20 protein-coding genes are annotated in these 25,566 nt (G+C 51.5%); 10 read left to right on the forward strand and 10 right to left on the reverse strand.

Translation table 11 applies throughout. The annotated features are described in order from the left end of the window. Nucleotides 1–6 precede the first annotated feature (6 nt). Entirely contained in the window at nt 7–2,544 is a 2,538-nt protein-coding gene (locus ACFFJP_RS03500; RefSeq protein WP_377240567.1) for a TonB-dependent receptor, read from the reverse strand. A gap of 99 nt (nt 2,545–2,643) precedes the next feature. Beyond that, nucleotides 2,644–2,883, reverse strand: a complete 240-nt coding sequence (locus ACFFJP_RS03505; RefSeq protein ID WP_377240569.1) for a hypothetical protein — start codon at nt 2,881–2,883, stop codon at nt 2,644–2,646. 131 nt (nt 2,884–3,014) lie between these two features. On the opposite strand from ACFFJP_RS03505, the gene ACFFJP_RS03510 reads away from it, so the two are divergent. From ACFFJP_RS03510 to ACFFJP_RS03520, 3 genes are read left to right on the forward strand one after another with little or no spacing between them, the layout of a single operon-like run. Next, nucleotides 3,015–3,629: a c-type cytochrome gene (locus tag ACFFJP_RS03510; protein ID WP_377240571.1), complete on the forward strand. Its 615-nt coding sequence runs from the start codon at nt 3,015–3,017 to the stop codon at nt 3,627–3,629. Between the two features lie 38 nt (nt 3,630–3,667). Then, a complete protein-coding gene (locus ACFFJP_RS03515; protein WP_377240573.1) occupies nt 3,668–4,999 on the forward strand; it encodes a cytochrome-c peroxidase in 1,332 nt (443 codons plus the stop codon). Nucleotides 5,000–5,021: 22 nt separating this feature from the next. Further along, nucleotides 5,022–6,521: a parallel beta-helix domain-containing protein gene (locus tag ACFFJP_RS03520; protein WP_377240575.1), complete on the forward strand. Its 1,500-nt coding sequence runs from the start codon at nt 5,022–5,024 to the stop codon at nt 6,519–6,521. Nucleotides 6,522–6,885: 364 nt separating this feature from the next. Here the strand turns inward: ACFFJP_RS03520 and ACFFJP_RS03525 are convergent, their stop codons facing one another. The 6 genes from ACFFJP_RS03525 to ACFFJP_RS03550 all read right to left on the reverse strand — a co-directional run bounded on the left by ACFFJP_RS03525 (nt 6,886) and on the right by ACFFJP_RS03550 (nt 13,187). After that, complete coding sequence (locus ACFFJP_RS03525) at nt 6,886–7,854, reverse strand: transposase (RefSeq protein ID WP_377240577.1); 969 nt, start codon at nt 7,852–7,854, stop codon at nt 6,886–6,888. Nucleotides 7,855–8,305: 451 nt separating this feature from the next. Beyond that, nucleotides 8,306–8,809 (reverse strand): MarR family winged helix-turn-helix transcriptional regulator, encoded by a 504-nt coding sequence (locus ACFFJP_RS03530; RefSeq protein ID WP_377240579.1) that lies wholly within the window; start codon nt 8,807–8,809, stop codon nt 8,306–8,308. Nucleotides 8,810–8,892: 83 nt separating this feature from the next. After that, nucleotides 8,893–9,924: an alpha/beta hydrolase gene (locus tag ACFFJP_RS03535; RefSeq protein WP_377240581.1), complete on the reverse strand. Its 1,032-nt coding sequence runs from the start codon at nt 9,922–9,924 to the stop codon at nt 8,893–8,895. Between the two features lie 117 nt (nt 9,925–10,041). Further along, a complete protein-coding gene (locus ACFFJP_RS03540) occupies nt 10,042–10,458 on the reverse strand; it encodes an organic hydroperoxide resistance protein (protein WP_377240583.1) in 417 nt (138 codons plus the stop codon). A gap of 548 nt (nt 10,459–11,006) precedes the next feature. Further along, nucleotides 11,007–12,824 (reverse strand): ferrous iron transporter B, encoded by a 1,818-nt coding sequence (gene feoB, locus ACFFJP_RS03545; protein WP_377240585.1) that lies wholly within the window; start codon nt 12,822–12,824, stop codon nt 11,007–11,009. Between the two features lie 90 nt (nt 12,825–12,914). Next, on the reverse strand, nt 12,915–13,187 hold the full coding sequence (locus ACFFJP_RS03550) for a FeoA family protein (RefSeq protein WP_377240587.1): 273 nt from the start codon (nt 13,185–13,187) through the stop codon (nt 12,915–12,917). 306 nt (nt 13,188–13,493) lie between these two features. On the opposite strand from ACFFJP_RS03550, the gene ACFFJP_RS03555 reads away from it, so the two are divergent. The 3 genes from ACFFJP_RS03555 to ACFFJP_RS03565 all read left to right on the forward strand — a co-directional run bounded on the left by ACFFJP_RS03555 (nt 13,494) and on the right by ACFFJP_RS03565 (nt 17,023). Further along, entirely contained in the window at nt 13,494–14,183 is a 690-nt protein-coding gene (locus ACFFJP_RS03555) for a TorF family putative porin (RefSeq protein ID WP_377240589.1), read from the forward strand. A gap of 27 nt (nt 14,184–14,210) precedes the next feature. Beyond that, nucleotides 14,211–16,325, forward strand: coding sequence for a methyl-accepting chemotaxis protein (locus ACFFJP_RS03560; RefSeq protein ID WP_377240591.1), 2,115 nt, complete (start codon nt 14,211–14,213; stop codon nt 16,323–16,325). A 68-nt stretch (nt 16,326–16,393) separates the two neighbouring features. Beyond that, nucleotides 16,394–17,023 (forward strand): hypothetical protein, encoded by a 630-nt coding sequence (locus ACFFJP_RS03565; RefSeq protein WP_377240593.1) that lies wholly within the window; start codon nt 16,394–16,396, stop codon nt 17,021–17,023. Nucleotides 17,024–17,169: 146 nt separating this feature from the next. Here the strand turns inward: ACFFJP_RS03565 and ACFFJP_RS03570 are convergent, their stop codons facing one another. Both ACFFJP_RS03570 and ACFFJP_RS03575 read right to left on the reverse strand, forming a co-directional pair. Continuing rightward, nucleotides 17,170–17,784: a hypothetical protein gene (locus ACFFJP_RS03570; RefSeq protein ID WP_377240595.1), complete on the reverse strand. Its 615-nt coding sequence runs from the start codon at nt 17,782–17,784 to the stop codon at nt 17,170–17,172. 24 nt (nt 17,785–17,808) lie between these two features. Further along, nucleotides 17,809–20,235 (reverse strand): collagenase, encoded by a 2,427-nt coding sequence (locus ACFFJP_RS03575; RefSeq protein ID WP_377240597.1) that lies wholly within the window; start codon nt 20,233–20,235, stop codon nt 17,809–17,811. 1,205 nt (nt 20,236–21,440) lie between these two features. Here ACFFJP_RS03575 and ACFFJP_RS03580 point away from each other — a divergent pair. From ACFFJP_RS03580 to ACFFJP_RS03595, 4 genes are all read left to right on the forward strand, one after another. Next, nucleotides 21,441–22,607: a toll/interleukin-1 receptor domain-containing protein gene (locus tag ACFFJP_RS03580; protein WP_377240599.1), complete on the forward strand. Its 1,167-nt coding sequence runs from the start codon at nt 21,441–21,443 to the stop codon at nt 22,605–22,607. A gap of 114 nt (nt 22,608–22,721) precedes the next feature. Then, nucleotides 22,722–23,558 (forward strand): putative phage abortive infection protein, encoded by an 837-nt coding sequence (locus tag ACFFJP_RS03585; protein WP_377240601.1) that lies wholly within the window; start codon nt 22,722–22,724, stop codon nt 23,556–23,558. Nucleotides 23,559–24,087: 529 nt separating this feature from the next. After that, on the forward strand, nt 24,088–24,756 hold the full coding sequence (locus ACFFJP_RS03590; RefSeq protein WP_377240603.1) for an AbiU2 domain-containing protein: 669 nt from the start codon (nt 24,088–24,090) through the stop codon (nt 24,754–24,756). A 62-nt stretch (nt 24,757–24,818) separates the two neighbouring features. Continuing rightward, on the forward strand, nt 24,819–25,526 hold the full coding sequence (locus tag ACFFJP_RS03595) for a DUF4184 family protein (RefSeq protein WP_377240605.1): 708 nt from the start codon (nt 24,819–24,821) through the stop codon (nt 25,524–25,526). Nucleotides 25,527–25,566 lie beyond the last annotated feature (40 nt).

Raw genomic sequence — 25,566 nt, forward strand, 5'->3', positions numbered from 1 at the left:
ATCCGCTCAGAACTGATACTTCACTTCCACACCGGCGGTGCGTGGCGGATTCAGTGACGTGATTGGCGTGCCGAGCACTGCGGCAGCAAAACCACCGATGCCACCGGTCATTTCGTTGTCCGTCAGGTTTTTACCAAAGACTGCGACTTCCCAGTGATCGCTGTTGCTTTGCCAGCTGATGCGCGCATTGAGGTTTTTGCTGTCGGCAAAATATGCCGGAATTTGTTTGGCAATCGCCAGCATGTCCGGGTCGTCGGCGCGGGTGTTTTCTTCATAAACGTAGTCAACATGCACTTTCCACTGGCCATCACCAAAGGCCCAGTCAGGCGTCCAGTCTGCGGTCAGCGTATAGGCATCGGCGCTGGAGTCTTTTTCAGTGTCGGTGACTAAGTCGCCGTCGCCGTTGTAGAACTGCTCCCAGCTGGATTCAGTTTTGCGGTACTCAGTGACCACACCCAGTTTCAGCGCAGAGGTCGCCTGCCAGTCGACAATCAGCTCCATGCCGCGAATATCCTGGTCGCCGTTGATGATTAGCGGCACTGCGACACCGTCGCCCGGCCTTTTACTACTGACAGAACGTTGGCGGTTGGTCAGGTCCATATTATAAATCGAGGTTTGTACCCGCACGCTTTGCCACAGTTCGGCTTTGTAGCCTAACTCGATGTTTTTGACCTCTTCCGGCGCATAGGGATTGGCAGCAGAGGTTGGGTCTAATGAATCATAACCACCTGATTTATAACCAGTAGAATAAGATAAAAACCACAGCTGGTCTGCATCAGGCTGGAAGCGCACCACAGCACGACCAGTCAGTTTGCTCCAGTCTTTGCTGGCTTTGAGGTTCGTCACCAACGGGAATAAAAACTCGGTCAGGCTTGGCAGTGACGCGCCAAACGAGCGTTCGCGGATATCCCAGCTGAAGTCCTTTTCATCGCGGCTATAGCGAAGGCCCGCGGTGAAACCCCACTGGTCGTTGTACTGATAATCGACGTCGGAATAAATGCCGTAGGAATTAAACACGCCATTGTTGATGATGTCTTCACTCCACATCTTGCCGGCGTAGGACGGGCCAAAAATCTCAGCAATGCCAAGGCCACCGCCAATTAGCTGATAAGTCAGGTCGCCGGTGGCGCTGATCGCAGCCGCCAGTTCCGGGCTGAAGGGTTCGGCGCCCAACTGTTGCAGCAGGCCAGCCACGGACGGGTCGACCATCGCCAGAATGCTCAGCACGCTGGCCCAGTCGGCCGGTTTCCAGATATGGTCAATCGGCAGGCCCATCTGCCCCAGTGCTTCGGCCGGCACGCCGGCTTGCATCAGGGCACCACCGAGCATCTGGTTCAGGTTGTCGCTGGTCAGCCGCGCGATGGTATCGGCGGTGATATCCAGCGTGGTGGTCTGGTGCACATTTTCTTTGCTGTAGGTGATACCACCGACGTAGTTCAGCTTGTCGTGGCTGTAGTTAATTTGCAGCTCGTTGTAGAAAATGTCGGAATCTTCGAAGTTAATGGTATCGAGGTAACGGGTTTTATCGGCGGTGCCGTCGGCGTCATCGCGGCCTGACACTTGCCATTGCCGCTTGCTGGAAATCAGTTTGCCGGACCAGTCGCTGTTAAATTCGTGATTAATTTTTAAGGTCCAGGCGTCCATGTCGCGTCGCTCGTGGCCGTCGATCACATCGTTTTCGATGGTGCGGTCAAGCGGGTTCATGCTGTAGGCGTATGGGCTCAGGCCAATCGCCGGCGAATAACCCTGATCCATGTCGTCATAATCGTAACTTAGCTGGACTTTAGTGCTTTGGGTGGGTGTCCACAGAGCGGCTGCGCGGGCGGCCTGGTGGTTGGCGTTGCCGAGTTCTTCGCCACGGTAATCTTGGTAAACGTTGTCGAGATAGCTGTCGCGTTGGTTCGACATCGCGTTGACGCGGATGGCGAACTCATCCGATAACGCGGTATTCGCCATGCCTTCAAAACGCTTTAGGCCATAGTCGCCAAGCGTACCTTTAACAAAGGCTTCGTCGCTTTGCTCTGGCGCGTTTGGCACCATGCTGACCACACCGGCTGCGGCGTTTTTACCAAACAAAGTCCCTTGCGGGCCTTTTAAAATTTCGATGCGCTGCATGTCGGCAAACAACACACTTTGTGCGGCACGCGGCAGATAGACGTCGTCATAGAAAATCGCCACCGACGGGTCGCCGCCGGTGCTGATATTGGAGCTCGACACACCGCGCATTGTGGCCGTCGCCTGAGCCACGCCGTCTTTACTGAATTTAAAACCCGGCGTGTAGTCGGCGATATCGCCAAGCAGCACTGAGTTGGTTTCTTCTAAATCTTTGGCTGACACCGAATCGATGGCGACCGGCACATCCATCAGGTTTTGCACCCGTTTTTGTGCTGTGACTGTCATTACTTCGATTTGTTGTTCGGTATTTTTGTCGTTGTTTTGTTGTTCTAACGCGTTGCTGACCTGGCTGTACAGCGCACTGCTGCAGACCAGACCGATGTAAAACGCGAGGGGAGTCTTCCTGTGTTGCTGGTTCACACCTGTCATCTCTGTTCTCCGGATTATTTTAGTTATGGTCGGCAGATACCGGTCTGCCTTGGTGTGCGCCTGAGCCTGTCATTGGGACAAAACCGCCGCTGCACCCGCTTAGCCGATAATATCGGGGTGCAGGTTGAACGCAACACAGGCCCCGCCGCCATGCTCTGCTGGTAAAGTGGTATAGCGATGCAGATTTTTGCTGGTAATAGCAAGGAGTTGTCGTCTGGATGTCCAGATTTGGCGTGGCTTGCAGCCGGATTTCTGCTTGTTGCTTGCAGGGGGGGCGACGGCTTTGACGATGTCCGGTTTTCGCACATTGCAGGCCCGATTTTGTACACTTTTGTACACTATTTTGTTTGCTGCCAGACAACCGCCGACGCACCCTACAAGCATTAAAGCCTAATCACCGGTGGGGTGTGTGTCTGTACATCAGACAGGGCTGATGCCCATACCTGGTTGAAACCGATGCAGGAGTTCGTGTGAGATTAAGTCCATTCTGCAGCAGTTTGTTTCTGCTACTCAGTGCCACGTTACAGGCCGCCCCAGCGGCGCTGCCGCTGTGCCAGAGCTGTCATCAGACGGATGGCTCCGGCAACGCAGCGCTGCAGGCTCCGGCGTTAGCTGGCCAGCAGCAGGATTATTTACTGCGCCAGTTACAGCATTTTCAAAGCGGCTCGCGTGGTGCGCATGCCAAAGATGCCACTGGCGCGCAGATGCGTGCGGCCTTGCCGAAGGATTTAACCACAGGCGAGCTGACGACGCTGGCCGGGCACTTTGCCGGCTTGCCGCTGCCGGCCAAAACTGCCGCACAGCCGGCAGATCCGCAGCAAGTCGACAAAGGCCGGCGCATCTACATCAATAGTTGCGGTGCTTGTCATGGCGCCAAAGCCGAAGGCGTTGCTGCACTGCAAGCACCGTCGCTGCATCAGCTCGATGCGGCTTATTTAACGCGTCAGCTCGAGTATTTCCGTACTGGCGTGCGCGGCAGCGATAAAACCGATAAACCGGGCCGGCAAATGGCGATGATGGCACGCACTCTTCCTGGTGAGCAGGAGATAACGCAGGTGATTGCTTACATCAGGTCTTTGCCATGAATGCTTTGCTATGAGTGCCTTGCGATGAGTAATTTGTCATGAAAATTTGGCTGAGTTTTGCAGTGTTGTGCTCCGCCGCCACGACCGCTGCGCCACGGCTAGCGGTTACCGGCTTTGTCAGCGCAGATATTGCCGCGACAGTACCGGTACAAATCGAGCTTTCCAGCGCCTGCCCGCCGAGTTTCGAACTGGTGGGCACGCAGTGCAAACTGGTTAATCTGTATCAGCAATATGATTCGTTGCACGATAAAGGAGTTGGAGGCACCAAAACGGCGTTACCGGCGGCACGCGATGGCTTTAGCCCGCAGCAGATTGACCTCGGCCGCTTCCTGTTTTTTGACCCGCTGTTATCTGCCAACAAACAACAAGCCTGCGCCAGTTGCCATCAGCCGGACAAAGGCTTTACTGACGGCAAAGCAGTCAGTACCGGCGCTTTTGGTCAGCAGGGGAAACGCAGCGCGCCGACTTTGTGGAATGTCGGCTTTTTGCAAAAACTGTTTTGGGATGGTCGCAGCCCAAGCCTGGAGCTGCAAGCGGCGGGGCCTTTGTTTGCGCCCGACGAAATGGCCAATACGCCAGAAAAACTACTACACGATTTAAATGCCAATGCGGTGTATCCGCGTCTATTTGCCGAGGCTTTTGCCACTAAAGGACCGATTGAACTGCCACAGGTCGTCACGGCGCTCGCCGCCTTTCAAAGTTCGTTAATTTCCCTCAATAGCCGCTATGACCACTATGCGCACGGCTTTCATCAGGCGCTGAATGAGACTGAAATCAAAGGCATGAACGTGTTCCGCTCTTTTGTCGCGCGCTGCGCCGAGTGCCATACGCCGCCGCTGTTTACCAATCAGCAAATTGCCGTGATTGGCACGCCGGAGCCTGAAGGTAAGCCCTTTGATGTTGGCGCCGGCACCACCGATGAAACCGCTAAACTGCGGGGGGGTTTTAAAGTGCCGACGCTACGCAATGTCGCGCTGACCGCGCCTTATATGCATTCTGGCCGTTTCGCTACTTTAGAAGAAACGGCCGAGTTCTACAGCAAAGGCCGGGGTCATGCCGTGCCAAAAGGCGAGAAGCTGCTGCTGCACTGGCATATCTGGGAGCCCAAATTAAGCGCGGAAGAAAATCAGCAAATCGCGGCATTCTTACAAACCTTAACCGATCAAAGCCTGACACCGCTGCTGCCACAGCGGCTGCCGTCCGGCTTGCCATTGCCGGTGGAGGTACAGCCAGCAGTCGCAGCGACAGCACAACAACAAACCACTGCGTCACAACCACTGCGTGGACACCCACTTCAACCACTGCTGTCTGCAACGTTGCAACGTGGACACCCACACCAAACAACTCAATCGGCCAAGGCGCAGAATTAGCGAAAAACGGGGAGCACAAATAATGAAAACAAACTGGATTTTGGCGGCACTATTGCCGGTCACTTTAGCCGGTGGGTATCTGTGGGGGCAAAAACCGCAGGCGCCGGCGGCCGTGGTGCAAGAAGCCAGCCTGCAAGTCAGTGGCGCCAATTCAGGTGTTAGCAGCAACGCGAAAAAGTCAGTGCTACCGGATACGCCGCCCGGCAAAGTGCATCAGGTCAAACCGGGCATGCTGATAATGGATGCGGTGAAAGCGGCCGCGCCGGGTGATGTGATCCAGGTCTGGCCGGGCGATTACGTTGAAACCGTCTACATCGACAAAGACGGCATCCGCTTAAGCGGCGTCATTATTGATGGCAAAAGACCGCGCTTGTTTGGTGAAGAACGCCTCAACGACGCCATTTTGTATTCAGGCAACAATATCCTGATTGAGAACTTCCTGATTACCAAATACAAAGGCAACGGCATCATGGGCCAGGCCGGTAATAACTTTGAAATTCGCAATAACATCATCGACGACACCGGCGTGTACGGCATTTTCCCGCAGCTCGGCGAAAACGGTCTGATTGAACACAATATTGTGTCTGGTATTGAAGATGCGGCGATTTATGTCGGCATGAGCGACCATATCCATGTCGCCAATAACGAAGTTTTCGACAGCGTGGCCGGTATTGAAATCGAAAACAGCCGCTATGCCGTGGTCGAAAACAACTTTGTCCATAACAACACCGGCGGCATTCTCGCCTTTGTCACGCCGGGCTTGCCAATTAAAGACACCCACACGGTGATTATCCGCAATAACTGGATCCGCAATAACAACACCGCTAACTTTGGTGCGCCAGGTTCGATGGTATCGGGCATTCCTGCTGGTACCGGCATTCTGATCATGGCGGCGGATAATGTGATTGTTGAAGACAACCTGATAGTCGATAACAAAGTGGCCGGTATAATTATCACTGACCATGAAAATGCGCCAAATGCCTCGTTAGATCCGGAATCTGACCCGACGCCGGATAAAATCCAGCTGTTGAATAACCTGATGTATCACAACGGTTTTGACACAATTCCTGAAGCCAAAGTATTACTCGGTGCTGAACTGAAACAAGGTGAGCCGGACATTGTCCGTGTCGGTAAAGTTAATGACAGCTGTATCGCCAACCCTGAGCGTTATGTCACAGCGGGCGTCGGCGGCTGGCCGGCCTGTAGTTTCACCAATACCGATACGGTCGCCAGTTATTTGCTGGAAGCACCGGCTGGCCCGCGCAACACCGCAACGGCCGACAAAGGTAAATATGCCTATCTCGGCATCTGTACCGGCTGCCACGCCTACACCGGCCGTTTAATTGGCCCACCGGTGCAAGTGATCCAGTCTTTGTACATGGATGACCCGCAAGCGTTAGCAAACTTTATCGCCAACCCGGTGAAAAAACGCGAAGACTACCCAGCAATGCCAAAACAGGATTACCTCGACGCCGAAACCCGGCTGGCCGTGGCGAAATACATGTTGAGTGTGGAGAAGTAGGGTTCTATCAAATCTTCTAAAAGGGTGTGCTTTGCATGCCTTTTTTTATGGGGATGGAAGTCGTAGTGACCTTGTTGGGCTGCCGAAATGTTTAATTGTATAGGAGTAGGGGCACCCCTGGTGGGTGCTTGCAATCCACGTGCAAAACAGTGCAAAACAGGACATCCATCGCTACAGTATCCATCGATACAGAGATAAGCAGAGATGACTCCCCAAGTTGTCGGGAAATCGGTGTGTTCTGTTGGTTTGTTGCATATGTAGGGCAAGTTCTGGGGATGGCAGAGGGTAAACACACTGATTTTAAATGTGCGTATCTATGGCTGTTGGCATGCCGGGTGGATTTACAACTTTATAAAGCTAAGCATCAGCCAAAAGCCAACCTTGCTGCTGTGATCCCTACCACTCGCTGTTGTCTCAATTTATCACAGAATTCCTGCAGGCGGGCGCTACTACCAATTACGCGATGATAATCGCGCTCCAGATGTTGGCAGTTATGTAACCAGGCCGAAGTGTTCATTTTCAGCCGCTCAAAAATCGGTGGGATGTTGTCTTTGATGTAACCCCGCTTACCGGCTCTGATTTGTCGGCCAGTCCAATCAACCAGTTGAATGTATTCGATAATGTTGTATGGGATGTGCTCAGGGTTATTGCTCTGATGAGTATCGCCGGCAAAAGGTAATAGCTGCGGTTTCATTGGGGATGGAGACTTATCAAGCCGGTTTTGAATAGACGTGAAGCCACTGTTTTCCAGAGAATCAGCAATCTGTGCACGAATGGGGTTTAAATCGACATAGGCCATGGCCTGTAACTCAGCACGCTCGTCGAGCAAAGCCTGTGATTTAAAACGACCTTCCCAAAACCGGCCGGTACAACCATCTTCCAGATTGGCTATGCGCGCAATCGGCTCATTCAAACACCTCATAAACCAGCTTAAATCGTAAAGCCGTTCACGTCGTATTTCAATTTGTCGCATGGCTTCATCGAGCTCGACGTCAAACATTGCTTCATTGTCTGCGAAACGCTTTGCTAAACACGGCAGAGAAAACAAAGAACTCCAGCGGGCAATCACATCCGAAACAGATAATTCCAATGCCCGTTGTTTCTGAATGCGCACTACCAGATGGTAGTGATTGGCCATGATGGCGTATGCGGCAATATCTATGCAAAACAACTGAGTGAGTTCGGCAAGTCTTGCAACGATAGCATCGCGGCGGTGACTGAAATCTTTGTTATCGACGACACCAAACAAAAAAGTGCGCCGAACACAGCGGCTGACAACGTGATAACTGGGCGTGGTATCGACGGACACCAGCGCTTTACGAGGCATGGGCATAGGATTTCCTTGACGGTCCTTGTCGAGGGTAGCCTTTTACTATGGTTGCTGAAATGTTAATGTCAAGGTGTATCTGGGGCAGGTGGGTGTCCTCGGAATGCCTCTCTCAGATGGATGTCCTCGGAATGCCTCTCTCAGATGGATGTCCTCGGAATGCTCGATGTCAAGGTGTATCTGGGGGCAGGTGGGTGTCCTCGGAATGCCTCTCTTTCAGATGGATGTCCTCGAAATGTTCAGATGGATGTCCTCGGAATGCTCTTTCAGATGGATGTCCTCGGAATGCTCCAGATGGATGTCCTCGGAATGCTCGCTCGTCCTCGGAATGCTCGGAATGTTCGGTGTCCTTGGAGCGTTTCGAATGTTTCTCCTCGGAATGTTTGCCGCGACAAACGATCTCGCAGCAAAGGCGAAAACGTGACAAAGATTCAACAGTTGCCCAGCAGAACCACCCTCACGCTGTTAAAGTCTGCCGTAGCTTAATTAGCTGGTCACGCAGCGCAGTCACTTCAGCGAGCGAATCGCCGCAACTGAGTGCGATATGCTGATTAATCTTCAGCGCTTCCTGCTGCATCGCGCGGCCGGCGTCGGTTAAGCGGATCTCCAGCGTGCGTTCGCTGTGTGGGCTGCGGGCGCGGATGAGTAACCCCATCTCCTGCATCCGTTTTAATACCGGGGTCAAAGCGCCGGATTCGGTATGCAGTTTCTCGGCAATATCACGCAGGGCCACGCCATCCTGTTGCCACAAAATCAGCATCACCAGATATTGCGGGTAAGTTAGACCTATGTGTTCCAGCAGGGGTTTATAGGTTTTGGTCATTGCCAGCGAGGTGGAATACAGCGCAAAACATAGCTGATTATCCAGATGCAAAGCGCTGGCTGGCCAGGCACAGCCGGGATCGCTGAGCAGTGGTTTTAACTGCTTTGGCTCGGATTGGGACTTTTTTGCATCTGCCATTTCAATTCTCTTTTATCTGATTTATTCGCTCTGATGAAACAAGCCGGCAGGGCCGGCTTGTCGGGAGCAGTGTCAAATCTGCCTTATTTCAGGTGTTGTTGCAACGCGCTGGCTGCATGGTCCAGCTGGGCTTGTACAGTTGGGACTGTGCTCAGCGGGTTTAACAGGCCGAAGTCGTGGATCATACCGTTATATCGCACCGAGGTCACGGTCACACCGGCCTGGTCCAGTTTTATCGCATAAGCTTCACCTTCATCTCGCAGGACATCCATCTCAGCGGTCTGTATCAGGGCTGGTGGTAAACCCTGCAGCTGGGCGCTAGTGGCCCGCAGTGGCGAGGCATAAATCTCGTTACGCTCAGCCGGATTGGTGGTGTAGTTATCCCAGAACCAGTGCATCATATTGCGGGTCAGGAAGTAGCCTTGCTGGAACTGCTGGTAAGAGCCGTTCTCAAAGCTGGCATCGGTCACTGGCCACATCAGCAGCTGGAATTTCAGCGCTGGCGTGCCGGCCGCTTTGGCTTTGAGCGCGACCACTGCCGCCATATTGCCACCAACACTATTGCCGGCAACGGCTAAGCGTTTGCCATCGACCTTAATTTCTGCGCCATGTTCAGCCACCCATTTTGTGGCGGCATAAGCCTGGTTAATCGCCGTTGGATATTTGCTTTCCGGTGATGGCGTGTAATCAACATACACAGCCGCTGCGCCGGAGCGGGCGACTAAATCACGGATTAAACGTTCATGGGTTGGGAAATCACCCAGTACCCAGCCACCGCCGTGGAAGAACATAAAGGCGGGTAAGGTGCCTTTGCTGCCGGCCGGGCGCACAATCACCAGTTTTAATTTCTGGCCATCGGCGACAATCCATTTTTCACTGACATCCGCAGCCGGCAACGCTGCACCGGCCTGAGCGCCTATTAACACCGCACGGGCGTCTTTCGGGCTTAACTGTTCCAGCGGTTTGCCACCGCCTTGTGCCAGTACATTTAAAAAGGCTTCAGTATTTTTTTCTACGCCCGGGATCTCCGCCGCGTATAGGGTGTTACTACCAACGGCGCTTAACAGGCCTAATGCGACAATGCTGTAACCAATAGATTTCTGTAAATTTTTCATCTCTAGCTCCGGTATTCAGTTCGCGGCCTGTGGCACGCCTTGGGTTAACATTTGTTAGCTCGACATATATTATCGCGATAACTATTTACTGAAAAAAACGTCCGGGACGGACGCTGGTTACACCAGCGTCAGACGGACTTGAAGTGAGTTACGGGTCGCATTTGAGTACGGACATACCTGATGCGCTTTTTGCACCAGGTCGTTCGCGACATCAGCAGCAACACCTGGCAGGTCGATAAAGAGTTCAACGTCCAGACCAAAACCACCCGGGATTTGGCCGATGCCAACTTCAGCGCGGATATTGGCGTCAGCAGGAATGACGATTTTGCTCTGGCCAGCGACGTACTTCAGGGCGCTTAAGAAACAGGCTGAGTAGCCAGCCGCAAACAGTTGTTCCGGGTTAGTGGCTGCACCACCGGCACCGCCCAGTTCACGTGGCGTGCTTAATTTCACATCGAGGTTGTTGTCGCTGGATACAGCGCGACCGTCACGGCCTGAAGTACTGGTTACAACTGCTTTATAGATAACTTGCATGATAGAGCTCCTGATTATGTTGATGGTTTCGCGTCTTACGTATTCCGCAAAGTATTATCGCGATAACTGTTTACTTAAAAAAACAACCTTTGTTTTGCTGCTGCCCGTATCGTTTTTACCGTGCCGCAGTCTGTTCACCAGGTCATTTGTGTTCTGGCTTGAGATGAAGGTATCGCGATAACAGTTATCGCGCAAGTATTATTTTTTTAGTTTGGATAAATTCGAGTTATATCTTTGATTATTAAGCAATAAATATTTCTTTGATTGCTAGGTTTGCCAGGTGGTTCTGACCTTGCGGCTAGTTAAATATTGGCTTGGTGGCTTTTGTGGACATTAAAACTGGGCTTCATTGTACGGCGACGCTTCGCTCGCTGATACCTTCTAATTCATTCGCAGCGTAGGTATCGGCAAGCGTCAGCGCCGCCGTACAGAACCTGTCAAACGATTACAACTTGCTTCTGGACGCCAAGATCAGCACGGATGGTTACGGTAGATGGAAGAGGAATGGATCGGGCGATTGCCGGTAGCAATCGCCCGATCGGGAGCATTTACAGCAGATTCGCTGCCAGATAGGCCAGTGCGTAGGCGAGCAGGCCATAACCGATGACTAAGCCGGCGGCGATGCGGTTGCTGCCGGTTTCGGCGCGGATGGTGGCGACTGTGGCGACACATTGCAGCGCCACCACGTAGAACAGTAACAGGCCAACACCGGCACCAAGCGCCAGGCCGTCGGCCTGAATATTGGCGGCAAGACCGGCGATGTTTTCGTCGGCACCGTCGATACCAAACAGCGTGCCCAGTGCACCAACAAAGACTTCGCGTGCCAGGAACGACATCAGAATCGCCACGCCATAACGCCAGTCGAGGCCCAGCGGCGCAAATACCGGCTCAATAAAGTGGCCAATCTGACCGAGGTAAGAATGCTCGAGGCCACCGGCGTCATGCGGGAAATACCCAAATAACCAAATCAGCACGGTCACGGCAAAGATCACCGGGCCTGAGCGATACACAAAGCTCTTGGCGGCGCTGATCACGCGCACAATCAGCGGCTTCCAGTGTGGCAACCGGTAGTTCGGCAGCTCCAGAATAAACGGCATATCGGATTTTTCGTCGCGGTTTATCACAAACCGCGACAGCATCAGGCTAACCAGCAGCGCAATCACAATGCCCATCAGGTACAAACCAAAAAACGCCACACCCTGCAGATTGACCAGCCCGCCCAGGTAGGCCCGTTCCGGGATCAGCACCGAAATCAGCAGGGCATAGACCGGCAGCCGCGCCGAGCAGGCCATCAGCGGAATGGTCATCATGGTGATTAAACGTTTACGCGGCGATTCGATAGTGCGCGCCGCCATAATAGCCGGAATGGCACAAGCATGACCGGATAAATACGGAATAAAACTGCGGCCGGACAAGCCGAAAAAACTCAAAGGCCGGTGGCAAATCAGCGCGGCGCGCGCCAGATAACCGCTGTCTTCTAACAGGCCGATGATCAGCGTCAGCATCATGATTTGCGGCACAAACACCAGGAAAGAACCTACGCCGCCAAAAATCGCGTCGTTGAGGAAATCAGTGGTGGTACCTGCACCAATAAAGCCGGTGACGAACTGTGCCAAAGCGCCGATGCCGGCTTCCACCGCGTCCATCAAAGGCGCGGCGAGCGTGAAAATACTTTGGAATAACAAAAACATCACAGCTAAAAACGCCAGACCGCCGCTCAAGTTATTCAGCATAAAGGCGTCGATGCGGTTTTGATTTTTCAGCACCAGACTGGCCTGGATGCCGTATTGGCGCGACAGGCTACGGCTCAGATCGCGTAGTGCCTGTTCATCGCCATGATCGGCTGCAGGGACTGCCGGCTCGGCGGCACTTGCCAGTGCCAGCACGCCCTGGCGGAATTCGTGAATGCCCAATAAGGTTTTGGCGGAAATGGCAAACACCGGGCTGCCAAGCGCAGCACTGAGTGCGACAGTATCCAGCTGATGGCCAAAGCGCTGCAGTTCGTCGGCCATATTCAGCGCAAACACCACGGCTTTTTGCTGGCGACGGGCCAGCGCCTGCACCTGCAAACCAAACATCAGACTACTTTCCAGCCGCGTCGCGTCCAGATTACAAATCACCAGTGCGGTGGCCGGATCCTGCAGGGCGTCGTTGAGTTTACTGACGGCGATTTCTTCATCGCGCGACAAACTGCTGAGCGAATAAGCACCAGGATAATCAATCAGTTCAAACTGCTCAAAACGACCGGATTTCAGTTCGACCGTGACACCGGGGTAGTTTGCAACTTTCTGCCGTAAACCGGTCAGCTGATTAAATAACAGGCTTTTACCAGAATTGGGTTTGCCCACCAGAACGATTTTTTTCATCAGAAGCCTTTTATACAACGTCGCGCCTGTTGCCTGGGCAAGGCGCTTTGGGTGTTGGCAGGTCGGTTGACCTGAGCCCGCAATAACTGTTTAAAGCTGCGGTTGGATCAGAATATGTTGGGCGACTTGCCGCTCCAGCGTGTAGACGCAGTCCTGGATCTGAACGACCAGCGGACCGTTAAAAGGCCCACGACCCAGACTCAGCAGCTGCTGCCCCGGTTCCAGACCCATTTCGCGTAACCGGTTGACCACCAGCGGATTTAAACCAGCCAGCAATTCAACGACTAAGACCGACGCTTTTTTCGGCGCATCCCACAAGGTGTGCCGCACTGGCGTGTGGATAGCGGTGGTGTGAGCAGTCATCAGACACAAACTCCCGGCAAGCTAAATGATAATAATTGTCATTGTCGCTAAATTAGCTGCCGAATTCAAACCCAATTTCTGTTTGTCGCGTTGAATGCTGTCAGGTGGGCGCTGACAGGCTCTGTGGCGTGGATTGCAGCGGTAACAGATCCGAATCAACGGCCCTGGCAGGCGCCACTGTCAATTTACTGCTATAGATCAGTCTCATACTTCAGTGTTTGCAGGATAAACAAACACTTGTCTGCCGTGCAAGGCCCTACAGGTGTTGGCTGACCGGCCTCATTGCCTGCTCCATACGAGGTTTTCATGAGAAAAATTGCACCTGTTTTTTCGGTATTAGCAGTGCTGATATCCGCCGCCGCTCAGGCTGAGCTGAGTTCCACAGTCACGCTGACCAGTGATTATTTGTTTAACGGGGTGACCCTGACTGACCACGATCCGGCGTTGCAGCCAAGTTTGGACTGGAACAACGGCTCCGGTTTATACGCCGGTTTCTGGGCATCCAATGTCAAGTTTGCCGACGGCACCGATCTGGAGCTTGATGCGACGGTCGGCCACTGGTGGCAACTGAATGCCGACTGGCTGCTCGACGCCGGGATCGCGCAGTACACCTACCATGGCTCCGACGGTGCGCAAAGCCGTGGTTTTAATTTCCCCGAGGCGTATCTGAAAATTGCCTACCGCAAAACCAAATTATCCTATTGGTATACCTCCGATTATTTTGGCGCCGGTGGTGGCCATTATATTGTCGCGCTAAATCATGGTATCCCACTTGGTCAGGGGGAACTGTTGTTACAGGTTGACCGCTCTACTTCAACGCAAACCGATAAGTTTATGCGTGACAATGACGGGACTTACCATCATTGGCGGCTGGCCTATCAGCAAGCGGCGTGGGGGATGAATTTCCTGCTGGCGTTTGATGATACAGATCTTGAGTTACCGGTGCTGGGTGATGCCCGGCTGTCGCTCAGTGTCAGCAAAACTTTTCAGTGGTAACTGCCGTTTTTTAGCTTGGGGTGTTTTATGCAGGTCGATTCGTTACGTTTTAAATTAAGCGCCGGTATGGCGGTGCTGATCACGCTGGTCGTGACTTTACTGACTGTACTGGGTTGGTTCTCAACCAAAAGTAATAACGATGCAGCCATCGCACTGCTGCAACAGTCGCTGCAACAACAGGCCGAGGCGACGCTGTCTGATGCCGCCGGCGGTATTGCCCAAGAGACATCTGCGCTGATTAACCGCAATTTTGATCTGGCCCGGTCGATGTCGGCGTTACTGAGTAGCACAGCGCATGGCAGTGCTGATACCCCGTACAGTCGTGAACAGGTACAGCAACAAGCCGGAGTTTTACTGCGCAGCAATGCCGGCATCAGCGCGTTGTACGCCCAGTTTGAAGCCAATGGTTACGATCAGGCAGACAGCCAGCACGACGGCAGTCAGCAACATAGCTCAAAGCAAGGCACCATGGAAATTTATTGGGTGCGCGACGGCCAGGACGTTAAGTTTGTTCAGGTGCCGGATCCGGCGGTGAAATATGTCGAAACGCGCAATCAATATGGCATCCGCGAAGCAGAATGGTATCTGTGCAGCCGCGACAGCCTGAAACCTTGTCTGATGGAACCGTATTTGTGGGAGATCACCCCTGGCAATTCGGTGTTGTTGACGTCGCTGGTCTATCCGGTGGTCACTAACGGGACTTTCCGTGGTGTCGCCGGTGTCGATATGAACCTGCCGGTGTTGCAGGAATTGGTCGAACGGCAGGCGGCGCAGCTGTATGGCGGCAAAGTAAAACTGTATCTGCTCAGTAAACATGGGCTGGTGCTGGCCAGTAATGTGCTGGCAAAGGACCTTGGTAAAGCCTTGCCGGATCTGGATAAAGGGTTGCACCAGCACCTGCAGCAGCATAAAGCCGAGCTTGCCGTGTATCAGGACGATTTAGTGATAAGCAGCCCGCTGCGGGTCGACGCGGCGAATGCCGACTGGCAGGTGGTCGTTGCTGTTCCGCGCGCAGTCGCCCTTGCGGCAGCACGGCAGCTGGAGCAACAACTGAACAGCGCCGCCGACAGCACTTCGGGCCGCATGCTGATGCTCGGGCTGGCGCTGCTGGTGGCAGGGGTATTGATCGTCGCGCTGTGGCTCAAACGTGCCATGAACCCGGTGATGCAGATGGGCCAGCTGATGCAGGAGCTGGCGGGCGCCGAGGGCGATCTGACCCGGCAGCTGCAAAGCCACAAAGCGCTGGAACTGCGGCTGATGGCCGAGGGTTTTAATGCGTTCACAGCGAAATTAAGGCAGATGATCACTGCGTTAAAGCAATCGTCGGTGGCGCTGCAAGGCCAGTCAGATCATCTGGTCAAAATCGGTCAGAAAACCAATGACGCCACGCATTTGCAGGCGGCTGAGGTGCAAAGTGTTGCGTCGGCCATGCATGAAATGACGGCAACGGCGCATGAAGTAGCCAACCTGGCCAGCCGCACCGCCGAAGGCGCACAGTCCAGTCTGCAGTCGCTGCAACAGGCGAATCAGTTGTTCCGCACCACTGTGTCGGCATTCGAAACAGTCGCAGCCGATTTTGAACAAACCCGCCAGGCCGTGCAGTCGGTGTCGCAAAGCAGCCAGCAAATCAACGGCATCATCGAAGTGATCCAGGCCATTGCCGAGCAAACCAACCTGCTGGCGCTGAATGCCGCCATTGAAGCGGCCCGCGCCGGTGAGCAGGGACGTGGTTTTGCTGTAGTCGCCGATGAAGTGCGCTCACTGGCGGCTCGCACGCACAGTTCGACCGACGAGATTAAAAAGCTGATCCACGATCTGCAGAAACAGGTGGCCGGCACCGTCAGCCAAATCACCGCCAACACTAACAAAGTGACGGTCACGCTGCAGGAAGCGGAAACTTCCTACACCCAGTTGTCGGCGGCGACCAGCGGCATTTCGGCGATTGCCGATAATGCGTTTCAGGTGGCGGCAGCGGCGGAGCAGCAGAACCAGGTCAGTGAAGAGATCAACCGCAATATCACGGCGATTGACGATGCCACCCGGCAGCTGGAGCAACTCTCCGGCGACAATCTGCAAATTAGTCAGCAGATTGGCAATATCACCGATGACATCAATGGCCAGCTGGGTCGGCTGCGTAACTAAACACAGGCTGATCCCGGCATAGCCTTTGCAATTCCCGCCTCAGGCATCTTCACCTAAGGCGGATTAACATGTCACTTCAACTCCAGAGCGCAGCCAGTCTGTGGTCGTCTAGCACCGGTTTATCCGGCAATCTTGGCTTACTGCAACAAAATGCCGCTGATCCGGCAGAAAACGGCAACGACCTTAGCGCCGATTTTGCCGCGGCGATGGCGCAATCGCAGACAGTGCAACAGCAACTTGCTGCTGCGCCTGCTGAACAGGAGCAGGTCAGTCCGTCTGGCGCCGGTCAGAGTAACGGTCAGAGTGTCAGCGGCAACAGCCAGACCGGCGGATCTGCAGGCAAAGAAGCCAATAGCGAACAAAACAGCGAGCAGGCGCAGAAATTTCTTGATGGCCTGATGGAGCAATTGTTGGCCAACCGGCTTGGGTTGAATAAAAAGGAAATGGACCGGCTGAAAGAAAAAATTGCTGAGCTGGAGCTTAAACGCAAAGAGTTGATGGCGCAGGCCAGTCAGGGCGGCGATTCGGCTAAACTGACCACCGCCATCGCGCAAGTCGATACGCAGATTAGCCAGTTACAAAAGCAGTTAGAGCAGCTTATTCGTGAATACGAGTTGGCAAAAAACAATCCGGACGATGATAAACGCCGCGAATGGTCGGCACAAAGCCTGGGTCAGAGCCTGGATCAAGCGTTGTAGCAGCACAATAACAAGGTGCAATCATCGTCGGGTTGGGTGTTGTTGAGCGAAGTGCAACGCACCGAACGGTGATAATAAATGGTGATAAAGGTGCAATGCGCTGCGCTTATTGCACCTTACGTGATCTCACCTGGTACCTGACGGATCTAACGCTGTTCGCTGACCTGGCCCGACTGACGCTGGCGCACCAGCAGCAATAACAAACCACACATCAGCAGCAATGGTGCCGGTGCCGGCACTGTGGCGCTATCTGTCACGTTAAAGCTGGCTCCAAGCCAATCCGGCGTTTGTAAATCGCCGCCGGCAGTCAATAAACCAAGATACGCCGGGTCCAGGTTCAGGCTGAACTGGCCGGTACCGAGCGCTTTAAACTTGATAGTCGCCAGAATAAAACTGCCATTTTGCTGCGCTGCCAAAGTGGCCAGCGCTGCCGCCCAGTCGGCATATTCTTCCAGTGCCAGACTGCCGCCGGCCTGATCGGCAGAAGAGAACCGATACGAGCCAAAGCCATCGTCAAAGCCATTACCAAAGCTGAAGTTCTGCAGCGCCAGCTGAGCGGGCTGATATTGCAGCGCCAGGAAAAAGCCGGTCAGTACGTCGCTAAGCGCACTGGCGCGCAGCGTCGCCGTGATCAGCTCGCCATTCTGATAACTGCTTTTGTTAGTTTCAATCTGAATGACGCCAGCTTGGGCCGTGCTGCACAGACCGCAAGCGCTGGCTGCCAGCAACAGGCCACCTAATAATTTCTTGATTTTATTCATGATGTTACTTCCATTGTTAAAAGATTAAGGCGCGATCGCACAACGGGCGCGGTCACAGAGTTTGCTCATCGCAGTGACGTCGCGCTGATCGACTTTTTTGTCGCCGTTAAAATCCAAATCCAGCGTCAGATTGGTTTTAGTGCGCAGGCGCTGGTTAAACAGGTCGATGTCGCGGCTGTCGACAGCGCCGTTTTTATCCAAGTCAGCCGGACGGAACAAACTGCAGTTGCCGGTCTTGGCGATCAGACAATCCAGCCACTGATGGAAACCCACGTCAAAACTGCTGCCCCAGCGCGTCAGGATGTCCTGATAAGGTGTATAAGGTGGCAGCTCAGATTCTGCAGTTTTTTGCTGGCCACAGGTCCAGACCCAGTAGCCTGAACCCCAGGCGCTATCGTCATACAACCAGCTCCAGTTATTGGCGATGGCGGTCGGTTTTTCCTGCCAGCCCCAGGCAAAGCTGCACGGTGCGCTGGAGATCACATATTTGGCAGCGCGTAAGGTTGGCAGCAGTGGCTGGTTGATTTCAGCGCGTTGACGCTCAAACATGTAACGCACCGCCAGATAGCCCCAGTGGTAGGTGCGGCTGGTATTGCTGTTGGCGTAGGTAGTCTGGAAAAGCTGGCTGAGCTGATAGGTTTTTTGTGGCGCTGCGGCTAACGCATTGGCATTGGTCGGCGGTTGCGACAGATATTCGGCCAGGCCTTCGCTCCACCACACCGAGTTTTCCGGCTGATCGCTGAAGCTGCCCCACTGGTTATAACGGCCGTCCAGATAGTGGATGTATTCGTGCTCTAAGTTCCACACCACAAAAGCCGGCTGCAGCCAGGTGGCCTGATAAGCGATAAAACGCGCCTGATTGTCCGGATCTGAAGGTGTACCTTCCAGGTACATCCCGCCATTATTGGTATTAATATCAAAGAATTGACCGGCATAATTCTGGTAGTCGGTGGAGGACTTAAAGATCACCATCTCCAGATCGGTGTTCTGGTCATTGGCCACCGGCTGATTGCTGTTGGTGCCAAACGTTTGATGGAACAGCTGCTCTTCCGCACCCAGTTTGCTACAGATCTGGCTTAAGTTAGCGGCACTGATGCTGCCCTGATAGCGCAGTTTTAACGTTTCACTGCACTGATGTTTGCCGGATAACACGGTCGCTTCAAGATTAAAAGCACAGGCGTTGCCGTACATCGCGCAGTTGGCGCTGTCGTAGGCTTTGACCATGCCTTGCGCATTGACCCAGGCTTGTGAGCCAGTGCCGCCGTAGCTGTAAGTGCTCAGAATATGCTGCAGCGCCGGACGCACGGTATCGGCCACCGCGCCACCGAGCTTCAGCAGCCGGCCCAGTTCAGACACCGCATCATTCAGTTGATATTCGCGGGTATGACCGAGCAGCCACTGGCCATCGCTTAAGACAAAATCACGCAGCCGCGTGACGATTTGCGGCTGTTGCGCCAGCAAGGTTTGCAGCTCGTCAGAACCCTGATTGACTGCATTAAAATAATGCGTCAGCAGCTGGGTCATGCCGTTTTCTTCATAGGCGACGCCCCAGTTATTGGCGCGGTTAATGGTATTGGCATAACCGGTGATTGCGGCGCTGATGCGCGGTAAAAACTGCAGCGGGTTGGTGCCAGAGCTGTTAATTAAAATCAGCATTTCATAACGCAGCATAAAGTTACGCGACGCCATGCCATCAAACTGCACAAAATGCGCGCCATTGACATACTGGCTAAATGCTTGTTGCAGCTGGGTTTTGTAGCTGCTCGGGAAAGTGCGGCCGCCACCGGATTCGGCCCAGTGCACAGCGCGCAGGTAGGTGACCAGCTTTTCCAATACCGCAGCGCCTGTGGCGTCTGAGCCGTCAAAACCGGCCAGTTTGCTGTTGATCGCCGTCGCGACGGTCAGCAGTTTCTGATCGCTGAAATGCGCAGTACCGACATACGCCATGTTGTACAGCTGATACAAACAGCCGGTCAGGCTGCTGTTACTGATCGCATCAATCAATGCCTGATCCTGCAACGGCAACAAGTCAGCCGGGCTGCTACAACCCACAGCCAGCTGGCTGTTATTTTGTCGTGCGTCGTGACTGAGGTTTGATTTTGCTTGAGCGCTTAACGCTGCTGCGGATGGCACATCGGCCGTTAAATACGCCTGCTGCGCCGCTGTTTGCCACTTGGCCGATAATGTCACGCCCTGATGTTCGGCATAAATCTGCGCCTGCACTTTTTCAAATTCCGCCGGCGACATCAGCCGCGGCTGTTGCGGTGCTGTTTGAGCAGTAGGTGGTGCAGTAGGCGTGGCCTTATGCGCTTGTTGCAACGCTAAACGCTGCTGCAGATGTTGTTGCTGTAAATCCTGATTAATTTGTCCCGGATGCGACAAATTCACGTCCTGCGCCATGACCAGGCCACTACCGAGCAAAAGCGGCAGTAGAAGAGGTTTGAGTTTCATTATTTGTTCCCTGTTATGTGTCGTTATCGTTGTGTCGCCTGCGCAGGCATCACAAACTTAGCACAAAGGATATTGTATACAATATCCTTTGTGGATTTATTTTGCGTGGAATTTCAGCTTTTTAAGATGAATTGGTTATAAAAGCAGCGGGGTGGGATTGGATTTAGAGATCGGGTAGGTACGCGGGTAGGTACACGCAAGCAAAGCCCGCTGGCCACCACGTGGCGTACGTTCACCGTCGCGGCAAGCTCAAAGTCCAACTAAAAAGATCGCAAACTCAACAACCAAGATTTTAAACGGACCATATTTTGCGTAGGTACGCGCAAGCGAAGCGCCGCCGTACGATCGAAGCCCGCTGGTCGACGATGGCAACCACGTGGCCTACATTGGTCATCACGTGGCGTGTTATCGAATCCAGCAAGTTCGAGACTCTAGGAGATCGCAATCTCAATAACCTGAATCTTTAACGGGCGTAGGTACGCGCGAGCGAAGCGCCGCCGTACGCGGGCCACCACGTGGCGTAGGTTTCCTCCGTGCATTTACCCATATGTTGTGACTCGCTGGCCACCACCGGCCTAACGTTAACAACTTCCAAATCCCGCGAAACCAAACCCAACCGCCGATCAAAATCAGTCACACCCGCCAATCTACCCGGCCGCAGTTTTAACCGATGATGTAAATGGAAGGTAACCAACTAACTTTGCGGGTTTATCCACGATTTGTGTCTACTGGTCAGACAATATTGGGTACAAACGCTTGAGAGCCTTAAATTTTTGCGTTAGCTTGATGTTATCTGAAAAAGAAATCGAGGATGCACCACGCTTAAAAGCGCGGTCCGCCCTTTTTATGAAGTTGTTAGCCGTTAATCGGTTTTATAGTTTTTGGCTGGTTGTGCAGCTAACGCCAGGGTCGGTGGCTTTGTTCGGGCGGTGCGTTGCTTGGGTAAAGTGCAAACGGAAATTGCGTTCTTCGTTTCCCTTCTGGTAGTTTGCTGTTTACCAATTATTTACAGGCTCCGCTCAGCTGACTTTGGCAGCAAGCTGCCAAAGTCAGCTGAGCGCGGGCTTAATTTTAAATTTGCACGTGCGGCATTGTTTGGGTCTTCGTGTGTCCCTTATTCGAGCTTTCGGCTAACACTGCACGGCACTTGCGGCTCACTGGCGTTCGCGCGCGTGCCCTAAACGTTAAATTTCAAGGAGAGATCCGTGGTTACAAATCCGAAAGTATTTATCTCATATTCTCATGACAATGAAGAGCATAAAGATTGGGTTTATAAACTTGCTACTGAATTGATGGGTAAAGGGATAGAAACGATTTTAGATCAATGGGACTTAGAGTTGGGAGCAAATCTACCTAAGTTCATGGAACATGGACTTCAAGAGTCTGATCGGGTACTGGTAGTTTGTACTGACAACTACAACACAAAATCTAACGAGGGTACAGGTGGTGTTGGCTATGAGAATAATATATTAACTGCTGAGTTGATGTTTAATCAAAGTACTACAAAATTTATTCCTGTAATCAGGTCTGTAAGTACACAATTGAAAACTCCTATTTGCTTAGCATCTAGGCTATATATTGATTTTTCAGACGATAACACTGTTGAAGAATCGTTGAAACAACTAGTTCATGAAATTTATGGCTTAAAGTTAAGGCCAAAACCGAAGTTAGGTCAAAACCCATTTTTGACGAAAAAAGCAACTCTTCCAGAACTGCATGAATCGAGTACATCTCATTTCCATCAGTTATTTTCTTCAGCATTCCCTGGAGTGCGAGGTATAGAGTGGTTTGAAGGTAGTACAGCAAATGAACGTTTAGAAATTTTACTTAAATTGCCGCTAGTATTTTCAGGAACAACACCAATTTGGTGGTGGGGACATGGAGATTTGCAAATTTCAAAGTTTGAGATTGAAGATAATGGCATTGCCCTGATGAATTTTGACGAACTAAAAATAAAAAGAATAGCCGCAGTAAATTGTGGAGCTTATTATCAGTCATTTGTTTATGTGGAAACAGAGGCTATGGAACCAACGGGTCTATATGAATTTAAAGAGGATGATAATATTTTGCATGAACTAGGGTATCGCTCAGAAGAATATGCGAATTTTAGAGGTCAAAAAATCTCAAGAAGCGAATTTGATGATGGCGCTGCGATTATTGATGGTAAACCTGTAGAAATACGCGGGGAAGCTGAATTTAGAGTTAGATATTTGTCCCCTTATAATTTCATTATCGCTCCTCAAGGTACGCCAATAAACAATAATAGTTTCGATTTAAGGCGTAGAGAACTACTTAAAGAAATAATATTTGGTCACCAAACAGTAGAGCAAATGGTAGAAGAGGTACTTAAACTTCCTAAAAATAGAGAGTAATAAAAACTTAACAAGGCATTAAAGTTGGATTCGTAACAGTTGGCTCCGCTTCACATTCTAGCCAACAATTACTAGCCGTTTAAGACGGCGTTAGGCATTCTATATGGAGTATTTATGAAAATAAGGACTTTAAGTTGGCTGATGATCGGCGGGGTGCTTTCCGCCGTCTTAATATATGGATGCGTCCTACTTGCTCTAACTTGGCCAATTAGTGAGTTTTCAATCAGCAGCTCTGGTGTATTCGGTGATAGTTTTGGCGTTTTAACTTCTCTATTTTCAGGGCTCGCTTTTGCGGGTTTAATTATCACAATAGTAATGCAGCGTGACGAACTGGCTTTACAGAGACAAGAATTAAATTTAACACGCGAAGAACTCAGCGGTCAAAAAGAGGAAATGAGGGCTCAAAACGAAACGTTGAAAGTTCAAAGATTTGAAAGTACTTTCTTTAAAATGCTTGATTTTTTAGAGGGTTGTAGACGTGATGTCTTTTATCAAGGATTTCAAGGGCCGGCTGTAGAGGGGCGTGATGCCATCAAAGCGTTGTATGATGCATTTACTGAAAATTTTCTTTGTAAATGGGTTCAAGATTCAAGCTTGGAATACAAAATGGTATTTAAAGATGAGTGTAAAACACTAGAAGGAGTTTCGGTAGAATACAGCAATTTTTATGCTAAGTATGGTGATGAGCTAGGGCAGTATTACAGAACATTATACAACCTTCTAAAGTTAGTAGATCGTGCCGAATTTGTCGATGATAAGACAGTTTATACCAATCTTGTACGCGCACAGCTATCGAGGTATGAACTACTGCTTCTTTTTTATAATTGCATTAGTAGATTTGGCATAGAGAAAATGGCTCCTTTAATAAAAAGATATAATATCCTTAAGCACATAGAAAATACAATGCTGCCAGTAGAGAATAAAAAAATATGGGATATGTTCAATGAATAACAAAGAATCGCAGCGGACAAGCCGCTGAATGCGGTGTTATAGGTAATCCAGATGGATCATGCAGGTTTGGGAGTAAAAGGCATAGACCGGTATTTACCAACACAAAGATCGAAAGTGTTGGCATTTCTCATAATCCCATCAGGCGTGTCAGCATATCCGTTTGTTTTCAATGGAATATCCAAAATATTTTCAGGTTGGACACCAATAGAGCAAATGCTCCTTACATTGCTAATAAGTTTATTCATAGCATTTTTAGCAACCCTAGGTTTAGTTGTTGAGCTCGTTACTGTTAGTTATCAAAAAAGTCATTCACGCATATATCATTATACCTATCACGCACCAAAAATGAATATTAAGTGGCTGATTTCAAACGCTAGGCCAAAAAATTACCTTTTTTATTATTATTGTTTCTTGCTGGGTATTTTTGTGGCCAGTACCTATAACAAGGCGCGGTATTTTGTGGTCTGCGGCCGCAGCGACGCTCACCAAGGTTCGCGCGCGCATAGTTACGTATCAATTAGAGATCAGTATGTACATTGAATACCAGGAACACTTTTCAAATGAGGTATATCAAGCAACTGCGTGTTATGTCATTTGGAAAAACCTCCAAAATGAGCCGGCTAACGATGAAGACCTTCTTAAGGCGATCAATGTAACACCGGTAAGCTGGATCTTTATCCGCCATTCGATGATGGTTAGCCTGATAATGGCTCTCGGGAGGATCTTCGACACAGACGGGGATGCTGTATCAGTCGACGATTTAATCAAAAGCTGCATCACCGATATCAATCTGTTCTCAAAGGAAAGACTCAGGGAAAGGAAGTCAAAGGCTTACAACGCTAGTGAGTGGATCGAGGATTACATGGAAAATGCATACGAACCCACGTGTGAGGATTTCCAAAGAATGAAGCCGCACATCAGGCACTTTCGTGAGATTTACAATACTTACTACAAGCCGCTGAGACACAAAATATTTGCCCATGCAGATAAACAGTATCACTCCAAAACTGATGAGCTCTGGCTGGCGACAAAAAACGCAAACATGGAGGATATGCTCAACTTTCTAGAGGATCTAAACTTCGCGATCAGAGAAGCATACCTAAATGGTCGAAAGCCCGAACTCATAAATCGGAAATTCGATGAACAGTGGTTTGCAAAGGATATCAAGCACCTGCTGGACCGGGTGAAAAATGCGTAACAAACACAGGCAGCACGACGCCGAAAAGCAGCGCATCAGCTGCGAGGGTTAGGCAATAACCCATGCCATTTACCATCTCACACGCCATTGTGGCTTATCCGGTGCATCATCTGGCCCGCAAAAAGATCCGGGTAATGCCTGTTGTGATTGGCAGTATGTCGCCAGATTTCCCATATCTGTTTTTGATGACGCCGGTGCATGCGCCGGGCCATTCTGTGCCTGGCGTGCTCATTTACTGTCTGCTGCCTGCGTTATTGATTCTTGCTTTGTGGTATCGCTGGCTGGAAAAGCCCATTTTGAAATTGCTGGCGCTGCCACGGGCGCAAATATCTTTTAATATCGGCGAGATACTTCTCATTATCCTGGGCGTGCTGATTGGCGCCTATAGCCATGTGTTATGGGATGCGACCAGTCATGCTTATGGCTACTTTGTGCACAATAGTGATTTTTGGCACACTGAGGTTTTTGACCTGCCGTTGTATAAGCTGAATCAATATGGCAGTGGCATACTTGGTCTGTCTGGGCTGGTGTTTTGGTATGCAAAACTGAAAGAAAAAAGCCTGGAAGTGACGGAATTACCTCATATAAAAATGGCATGTGTCATCTACACCTGCAGTATCTTATTTTTTGTGCTGGCCGCTAATCTGCTGCACGATGCTGCGGGCCTGTCTTATATTGCGGTTCGCTCGGCCATTGGCTTGATCAACGGCATCGCCATTGGCAGTGTCATTTATGCACTTTGCGTCCGGCAAAATTTGCATCCAGCCTGACACAGGCCATCACAAAGTGCAGACCGCAACTGATTTAAAA

Source organism: Rheinheimera tilapiae (assembly GCF_042432165.1).
Taxonomy (GTDB): Bacteria; Pseudomonadota; Gammaproteobacteria; order Enterobacterales; family Alteromonadaceae; genus Pararheinheimera; species Pararheinheimera tilapiae.